Below are 7,053 nucleotides of genomic sequence, written 5' to 3' on the forward strand. Positions count from 1 at the left end.
GGCGGGAAGGTCAACGCGTCTCGACCGGACGGGCGAAGATGTCCTCCCCGACGACGGGCTCGCCCGAGGACTCCAGCAGGACCATCTCGTCGCGCAGCACGGTGCCGTCGGCCTGGGTCAGATCGGCCACGAAGCCGGGGCCGGACTGGCGGATGCGGTCCACCGCGGTGTAGCCGTACTTCGCCTCGAGGTTGCCGCGGAACGCGTCCAGACCCTGGACGTGCAGGACGGCGCCCGTCGCGCCGAGGGCGACGGCGGCCGCGAGCGCGACAGCCCCGACCCCGCGCTGGGTGCGGGTGTCCTCGAGGAGTCCGATCTCCGGGTTGCGGCCGTGGGTCGCGGCGAAGCGCCGGTGCCGCCGGGCACGCCACAGGCCGACGACCACGAGCGTGCCGCCGACCACGAGGGTCAGTGAGGCCAGCCAGTAGAGGATCCAGGGGGTCACGAGGTCGACGTTCGCAAAGTCCATGTCCCAGTGTGACACAGGCCTCACTCCGGCGGGAGGGCACGCGGCCGGTCGCGCCTCGTCAAGGCAGCGGCCGGCCCCGCGCCGCGGTCCACAGGCGGTGCCACTGCGCGGAGTCCATCGCCTCGGCCACGGAGGCCGCCTCGGCGCACGCGGCGACGCGCTCCGGGTCCTGGGTGCCGATCACGGGCCGCACGCCCCACGGCAGGCGCAGCAGCCAGGCGAGCACCACGGCCTCCCGGCTGACGCCCAGCTCCGCCGCGACCTCGCCGACGACGCCGGCCGCGCCGTCGTCGCCGGAGCTGAACCGACCCTGCCCCAGCGGACCCCAGGCCTGCAGCTCGATCCCCTCCGCGGCGCACACCGGGCCGAGGCGCCCGGCGTCGGCGTCCGCGGGGGCGTCCGGGTGGTTGGCGAGCACGACCGCCTCCACGAGGGTGCGGTGGTGCAGGCCGAGCTCGACCTGGACGCACGCCAGCCCGGTCCCGTCCGCCGCCTGGCTCTCGAGCTCGCGCTGGAACTCGAGGACGCGGCCCACGCCGAGGTTGGAGACGCCCAGCTTGCCGACCAGGCCCGCCTCCCGCGCGTCGAGGAAGGCGCGCACGGTGTCGGCCACGGGCGTGAGGACGTCGGGCCGGTGGATGATCAGGGTGTCCACGCGCTGCTCGCCGAGGCGGGACAGCGAGCCCTCCAGCGAGGCGCGCACGTGCTCGGGCGAGGAGTCGTAGCGGGTCAGACGCCGCCCGGCCGGGTCCGTCTCGTGCAGGACGATCCCGCACTTGGTCTGCACCTTCAGGGCGGAGCGCTCCTCGTAGGGCAGCTCGTGCAGCAGCCGGCCGGCGGTCTCCTCGGAGCGGCCGGCCCCGTAGATGTCCGCGGTGTCCAGCAGGTCGACGCCGGCCTCGATCCCGGCGCGCAGGGCGCGGCGGGCACGCTCCACGGCCGCCTCGGCCTGCGCTGCGCCCGCGGGCCCCTCCGGCCTCGCCCCCGGGTCGGCGTCCGGGGGCGGCGGGGGAACGGACCCCCAGGCCATGGTCCCGAGGACGATCGGGGTGGCCGGAGTCGGGTCGAGGTCGAGCGGCGGATGCGTGGGGGCTGTGCTCATGGCCTCACCGTCTCACGTCCGCCCGCCCCGGGTCCGGACCCGCCGCCCTGTGATGGGATGGGTCCATGAAGCTCGCCACGTTCCGCCAGCCCGACTCCGACGCCGCCTACCCCGGCGCCACGTTCGCCGCGGTCATCACCTCCGTGCACCCCGAGGACCCCGAGGTCGCCGTGCGCGCCGTCGCCCTGCCGGACTGTCGCGACGTCGGCGAGTACCTCACCGCCACGCCGGAGGAGCAGCGGGAGATGGTGGAGGGTGCCCTCCGCGCGGCGCAGGCCGACCGGTCCCTCCTGCTGGACACCTCCGGCCTCGTCTACGACACGCTCGTGCCCTTCCCCACCAAGGTGTTCTGCGTGGGCCTGAACTACACGAACCACATCGACGAGACGGGCCTGGAGCGCCCCGAGCATCCGACGCTGTTCGCGAAGTTCCCGCAGTCCCTCACGGGTGCGCTGGACCCGATCGAGGTCCCCGAGGAGGACCACCGGGTCGACTACGAGGGCGAGCTGTGCATCGTGGTCGGGGAGCCGGGCCGGCGCATCGCCGTCGAGGACGCCCCGGAGCACATCGCGGGCTACGCGGTGGCCAACGACATCTCCATGCGCGGCTTCCAGGGCCGCACCTCCGAGTGGCTGCAGGGCAAGGTGTGGGAGGCCTCGACGCCCGTGGGTCCGTGGCTGGTCACCCCGGAAGAGTTCCCGGCGGACGCGCGCGTCCTCACGCACGTCAACGGTGAGCTGCGTCAGGAGGACAGGGTCGCCGACGTCGTCTTCTCCCCCGCCGAGCTGGTCTCCTACGCCTCGCAGCTGATCACCCTGAACCCGGGTGACCTGATCCTGACCGGCACGCCCGCAGGGGTCGCCCTGGCCCGCCGGGACGCCGAGGGCCGCCGCCCGTGGCTGCGTCCCGACGACGTCGTCGAGGTGGAGATCACCGGGCTGGGACGCCAGCGCAATGAGCTCGTCTGAGGCGGCGCCGGCGGACGCCCTGCCCCGCGTCGTCGGCATCCTCGGTGCGGGGCGGGCGGGCACCGCGCTGGCACGTGCGATCGCGCGCATCCCCCGCCTCTCCCCGGGCACGGCCGCCCCGCGGGTGATGGTCGCGGGCACGCGGCGCCCCGCGGCGGTCCAGCGCCACCTGACGATCTACGCGCCCAAGGCCGTCGCCGTGTCGGCCGAGGACCTGGCGGCGGAGGCGGAGCTCGTCGTCGTGGCCGTGCCGCGCGAGGCGCTCGACGACGTCGACCCGCTCGCCCTCGCCGGGCCGGCAACGCGCGCCGTGGTGGACCTGACCAACACGTGGGGGGACGAGCCGGTCCCGGCGTGGCTCGACGACGACGGCGCGCCCGGCTCCGTCCGGATCGCCGCGCGCTGGGCCGCCGCGGGGCTGTGCGTGCCCGTCGTGCGCGCGTTCTCGGAGATCTCGCACCACGACCTGGAGGATGCCGGGCGTGCCACGGCCCCGCGCCGCGCCCTCGCGGTGGGCACCGAGCGGACTGACGCGGCGCCCGAGCCGGCCGCGGTCGCCGCCGCGCGCGACACGGTGGTCGCCCTCGTCACCGCGATGGGCTTCGACGCGGTCCCCTACACGGGCCTCGACCGGGCCGGGGTCCTCGAGCCGGGGGCGGCGGGGTTCGGCACCGCGCACGATGCCGGCCGGCTCGCCGCGCTGCTCGCCGACGCGCCCACCGGCTGAGGCGCGCCACCCGCCCGGCGGTACCTAGGCTGGGCGGGACCGCCGACCCTCCCAGGAGGCCCCCGTGACCCGTCCGACGCACCGCACCGCCCGCCGCACGCTCACCGCGGTCGCCCTGTCCGCCGCCGCCCTCACCGGACCGGCGGCGTCCGCCACCGTCGTCGCCCTGCCGGTCACGGCGGGGGTCACGGGCGCCGCCGCGCCGCAGGCCCACGCCGTGGCCTGGGACCAGGTGGAGCTCGTGGATGACGCGGGCGTGATCGACCTCGCCCAGCTGCGCCGTGACCTGGCGGGGATCGAGTTCCGGGAGCCGACCCGCGTCGCCGTGGTCACCGAGCGCGGCCCGGACCTGTCCGCACTGGACGACGACCGCGCGTCTCAGGCGTTCAACGGGCGGGTGCTCGAGCGGGCTCGCGCGGAGCACCCGGACTGGCTCAGCGCGGACGGCCAGAAATGGGCCGACGGCCTCGTGATCGTGGCGCTCGACCCGGACAACCGGTTGATCGGGGTGTACGTGGGCGAGGACCGGATGCTCAGCACGGACCGGCTGCGGGAGGTGCGCGAGGCCGGACACGAGGCGGCCCGTGCGGCCCGGTGGACGGACACGGTCGTGGAGGTGACGGACGCCGCCGCCGAGCTGATCGGGCGCCCCTGGTGGCAGGCTCCCGAACTGTGGTTCGGCGCGGGGATCGTCGGTGTGGCGGGCGGCGGCGCCGCGGCCGCGGCGCTCGCGAGCCGACGGCGTCGCCGCCGCCGGACGGCCGACCTGCTGGCCGAGGCCCGCACCCACCTGACCTCCGTCACCCTGGAGATGGACGCCACCGAGGTGAACGCGTCCACGGTGCCCGAGGACTCGCCCCACGCGGCCGCGCTGATGGAGCGCTTCCGCGGCTTCCGGCGCCAGGCGCTCGACGCGTCGGCGGAGCTGGACCGCCTCGAGGCCCTGCCGGAGCGCAGCCTGCATCGCACGGAGCACGCCCGGGCCGCGGAGGACGTCCGGGACCGCGCCCGTGAGCTCGACCGCCTCGACGACGCCGTGGCCGCGGCGAACACCTTCCTCAACCGCCACCCGGGGTGGCCGGCGGCGTGGGACCAGCAGACCGCCCCGCTGCGGGCCGACCTGGACGCCGTCGGCGCGCTGGCCTCCTCCGTCGGCTCCGCCGGGCCCGTCCGATCCGCCGTCGCCGCGCTGGAGTCCTTCCGCACCGAGGCCCAGGACCGACTCGAGGCGCTGGGCGCGGACCTCCAGGACGAGCGCCTGACCCCGGCCGCGGCGCTGGGCGAGCTGGATGCGCTGCGGCGTCGCCTGACCGGGCTGGTCTCCGCCCTCGCCGACGCCGAGGTGGCGGCCTTCGGCAAGGACGAGGCCGAGCGTGAGCTGCTGCGCGACGAGCTGCGCACGCACCGTGGCCCGGCCCGGTCCGCGCGCGGCTCGATCCTGGACTCCGCGCTGCCGGCGGATGCCTACTGGACGGTGGTGGCCTTCACCACGGGCCACCAGGCCGGCGAGCGGTCCGTCCAGGACCACCGCCAGGCGCAGTCCAGCTCCTCCGGGACCGGCTACGGATCCTCGGGCGGCTCGTTCTCCGGGGCGGGCTCGTCCGGCCGATTCTGAGCCGGCCGGGGCCGGATCTGAGCCGGAAGCTCGTCCGGGGCCGGCACCCGGCCCCTGGCCCACCGCCCCGTTCTGCGAGCCAGTGAAGGACCATGACCGCCGCTGACACCCCCGCACCCCGCCAGGACCCCCTCGCGTTCTTCCTCGACAAGGCCGTGCCCGAGGCATGGCACGCGGTCGGGCCGCTGGCCTCGGCCGCGCGCGGCGCCGCCGAGCAGGCCGGACTGGACCGGCAGCTCGTGGAGCTCGTGAACCTCCGGGTCTCCCAGCTCAACGGCTGCGTGTTCTGCCTGGACCGGCACACCCGCCAGGGTGCCGACGCCGGTCTGAGCGTGCAGCGCCTGGGGCTGCTGCCGGCGTGGCGTGAGGCCGGGGCCGTGTACTCGGAGCAGGAGCGCGCTGCGCTCGAGCTCGCCGAGGCGGTCACGGACCTCCCCGAGCAGGAGCAGCTGAACTACGTGCAGGCCTCCACGGCCGCCGCGCTCACGGACGCCCAGTACGCGGCCGTGCAGTGGGTCGCGATCGTGATGAACCTGACGAACCGCATCTCGATCCTGTCCCATCACCCCGTGCGGCGCCGGGACGGCTGACCCCTTCCCCGCCGCCGGCCCGGCGGCGGGGTCCACCCAGGAACGAGAGGACCGACCATGACCGAGCAGACCCCCAGCCTGGAGCACCCGCAGGTCCGCAAGAACGGGGAGAGGTACGAGATCGTCATCGACGGCGCGGGCACGGTGGCCGGCTTCACGGTGGCGATCGACGACGACACCGCCGACGGCCCGGCCCAGCGGATCTTCCCGCACACCAAGGTCGACCACCAGTACGAGGGCCGGGGTCTGGCCTCGACCCTCGTGCGCGAGGCGCTGAAGGACACCGTGGCCGCGGGCCGCCGGATAGTCCCCGTGTGCCCGTACGTGAAGGACTGGGTGGACGAACACGACGACGTGGCCGGCGAAGTGGACCCGGCGGGCCCCGAGCATCTGCGGTTCCTGGAGTCCCGCCAGGACTGACGCACCGCACCCGGTGAGCACCCGGAGACGAGAAGAGCCCCCGCCGATCCGGCGGGGGCTCTTTCTGGTCGGGGTGACAGGATTTGAACCTGCGGCCTCGTCGTCCCGAACGACGCGCGCTACCAAGCTGCGCCACACCCCGTTGGAGGTCTCAGACCTGAATCCAACAGAGAGCGACTATACCAGCCACACCGGGTGCCCCCAAACCGAGATGCGGGGCAGAATCTCACGCGTGAGACCTCTGCGCACCCCGCGAATCCGAGAGAGGCCGGCATGAGCTGGTGGCCGTTCCCGCGTTCCTCCGCGAGCCCCTCCCCCGACGACGACGGCGCCCCGGCCGCCGCCGAGCTCGAGGAGGCCGTGGCCGCCCTGCGACAGCTGTTGCGCGCGGAGCGGCACCGACTGCGCCCGGACAGCTGGGCCCTCGCGTGGGAGATGGTCGAGCACGCCGCCGAGTACGCGCCGGCCTGGACTCGCCTGCAGCGCACACGGCCCGTGGAGACCCAGGAGCTCGTGCTCGCCCTCACCGGGCGCTTGGAGCCGCTGCTGCGCGACTTCCTCGCACTCCCCGACTCGGAGAAGCCGGCCCATGCCGACGCCGTGCACGCGCGCCTTCGGGAGCAGGGCACGGAGCACGGCCGGCTGCGCCGCCGACTCACCCGCGCGCTCACGGCACGACTGCGGGCCGGCGAGGAGCTCTGAGCGCCGCGGGTGAATGCACCCGGAACGCAGAAAGCCCCGTGCAGATCGCACGGGGCCGCCCGGTGAATCCTCCCGGGAATGCGGGAAGGGCCTCGCACCAACAGTGCGAGGCCCTCCCTCAAAGAATGTCCGGCGGCGACCTACTCTCCCACAACCTCCCGGCTGCAGTACCATCGGCGCTGTGGGCCTTAGCTTCCGGGTTCGGAATGGAACCGGGCGTTTCCCCCACGCTATGACCGCCGTAACCCTAACCCCACACCACCACCCTCAACACGGGCAACAGCAGGGAAACCTACGGGTCACACAACAGTGACACTATTCAATTCAAAACACCTCAACCACCCACCAACAAGCAGACAGCCGGTTGCAATCAGACAACCGCACAGTGGACGCGAACACCAACCCATCACCTTGAAGCAAGCAATGGGATAAGAGTGTGTGTAAGTCATCGGCCTATTAG

The 7,053-nt window shown here is 74.3% G+C and carries 8 protein-coding genes, 1 tRNA gene and 1 rRNA gene; 6 read left to right on the forward strand and 4 right to left on the reverse strand.

Going from position 1 to position 7,053, the window contains the following annotated elements; genetic code table 11:
* Positions 1-10 precede the first annotated feature (10 nt).
* Together ACUW6W_RS10845 and ACUW6W_RS10850 are read right to left on the reverse strand one after the other, a co-directional pair.
* Positions 11-469, reverse strand: coding sequence for a hypothetical protein (locus tag ACUW6W_RS10845; protein ID WP_020625726.1), 459 nt, complete (start codon positions 467-469; stop codon positions 11-13).
* A 58-nt stretch (positions 470-527) separates the two neighbouring features.
* A complete protein-coding gene (locus tag ACUW6W_RS10850) occupies positions 528-1,571 on the reverse strand; it encodes an aldo/keto reductase (RefSeq protein ID WP_095354053.1) in 1,044 nt (347 codons plus the stop codon).
* Positions 1,572-1,636: 65 nt separating this feature from the next.
* Between ACUW6W_RS10850 and ACUW6W_RS10855 the strand changes: the two genes are divergently transcribed.
* From ACUW6W_RS10855 to ACUW6W_RS10875, 5 genes are all read left to right on the forward strand, one after another.
* Positions 1,637-2,539 (forward strand): fumarylacetoacetate hydrolase family protein, encoded by a 903-nt coding sequence (locus ACUW6W_RS10855; protein WP_036382467.1) that lies wholly within the window; start codon positions 1,637-1,639, stop codon positions 2,537-2,539.
* Positions 2,526-3,266 carry an NADPH-dependent F420 reductase gene (locus ACUW6W_RS10860; RefSeq protein WP_020625723.1) on the forward strand — a complete coding sequence of 247 codons (741 nt, stop codon included), beginning with the start codon at positions 2,526-2,528 and terminating at the stop codon, positions 3,264-3,266. Before ACUW6W_RS10855 ends, ACUW6W_RS10860 begins: the two co-directional genes overlap by 14 nt.
* A 64-nt stretch (positions 3,267-3,330) precedes the next feature.
* Positions 3,331-4,881, forward strand: coding sequence for a DUF5129 domain-containing protein (locus ACUW6W_RS10865; protein WP_060973517.1), 1,551 nt, complete (start codon positions 3,331-3,333; stop codon positions 4,879-4,881).
* A 92-nt stretch (positions 4,882-4,973) separates the two neighbouring features.
* The gene (locus ACUW6W_RS10870; protein WP_060973518.1) at positions 4,974-5,471 is read left to right on the forward strand and encodes a carboxymuconolactone decarboxylase family protein; all 498 of its coding nucleotides are present in this window, start codon (positions 4,974-4,976) and stop codon (positions 5,469-5,471) included.
* Positions 5,472-5,528: 57 nt separating this feature from the next.
* A complete protein-coding gene (locus ACUW6W_RS10875) occupies positions 5,529-5,891 on the forward strand; it encodes a GNAT family N-acetyltransferase (protein ID WP_060973519.1) in 363 nt (120 codons plus the stop codon).
* 65 nt (positions 5,892-5,956) lie between these two features.
* Here the strand turns inward: ACUW6W_RS10875 and ACUW6W_RS10880 are convergent.
* Positions 5,957-6,033 (reverse strand) — tRNA-Pro (locus tag ACUW6W_RS10880).
* A 131-nt stretch (positions 6,034-6,164) separates the two neighbouring features.
* On the opposite strand from ACUW6W_RS10880, the gene ACUW6W_RS10885 reads away from it, so the two are divergent.
* Complete coding sequence (locus ACUW6W_RS10885; protein ID WP_036315952.1) at positions 6,165-6,593, forward strand: hypothetical protein; 429 nt, start codon at positions 6,165-6,167, stop codon at positions 6,591-6,593.
* A 127-nt stretch (positions 6,594-6,720) separates the two neighbouring features.
* On the opposite strand, the gene rrf is transcribed toward ACUW6W_RS10885, so the two are convergent.
* Positions 6,721-6,837, reverse strand: a 5S ribosomal RNA gene (gene rrf, locus ACUW6W_RS10890).
* Positions 6,838-7,053: the final 216 nt, after the last annotated feature.

Source organism: Micrococcus sp. 093350064-1, assembly GCF_053627955.1.

Bases quoted from the DNA above. Each gene is read 5' to 3' on its own strand.
- ACUW6W_RS10845 (WP_020625726.1), bottom strand. From the start codon at position 469: ATGGACTTTGCGAACGTCGACCTCGTGACCCCCTGGATCCTCTACTGG.
- ACUW6W_RS10850 (WP_095354053.1), bottom strand. From the start codon at position 1,571: ATGAGCACAGCCCCCACGCATCCGCCGCTCGACCTCGACCCGACTCCG.
- ACUW6W_RS10855 (WP_036382467.1), top strand. From the start codon at position 1,637: ATGAAGCTCGCCACGTTCCGCCAGCCCGACTCCGACGCCGCCTACCCC.
- ACUW6W_RS10860 (WP_020625723.1), top strand. From the start codon at position 2,526: ATGAGCTCGTCTGAGGCGGCGCCGGCGGACGCCCTGCCCCGCGTCGTC.
- ACUW6W_RS10870 (WP_060973518.1), top strand. From the start codon at position 4,974: ATGACCGCCGCTGACACCCCCGCACCCCGCCAGGACCCCCTCGCGTTC.
- ACUW6W_RS10875 (WP_060973519.1), top strand. From the start codon at position 5,529: ATGACCGAGCAGACCCCCAGCCTGGAGCACCCGCAGGTCCGCAAGAAC.
- ACUW6W_RS10885 (WP_036315952.1), top strand. From the start codon at position 6,165: ATGAGCTGGTGGCCGTTCCCGCGTTCCTCCGCGAGCCCCTCCCCCGAC.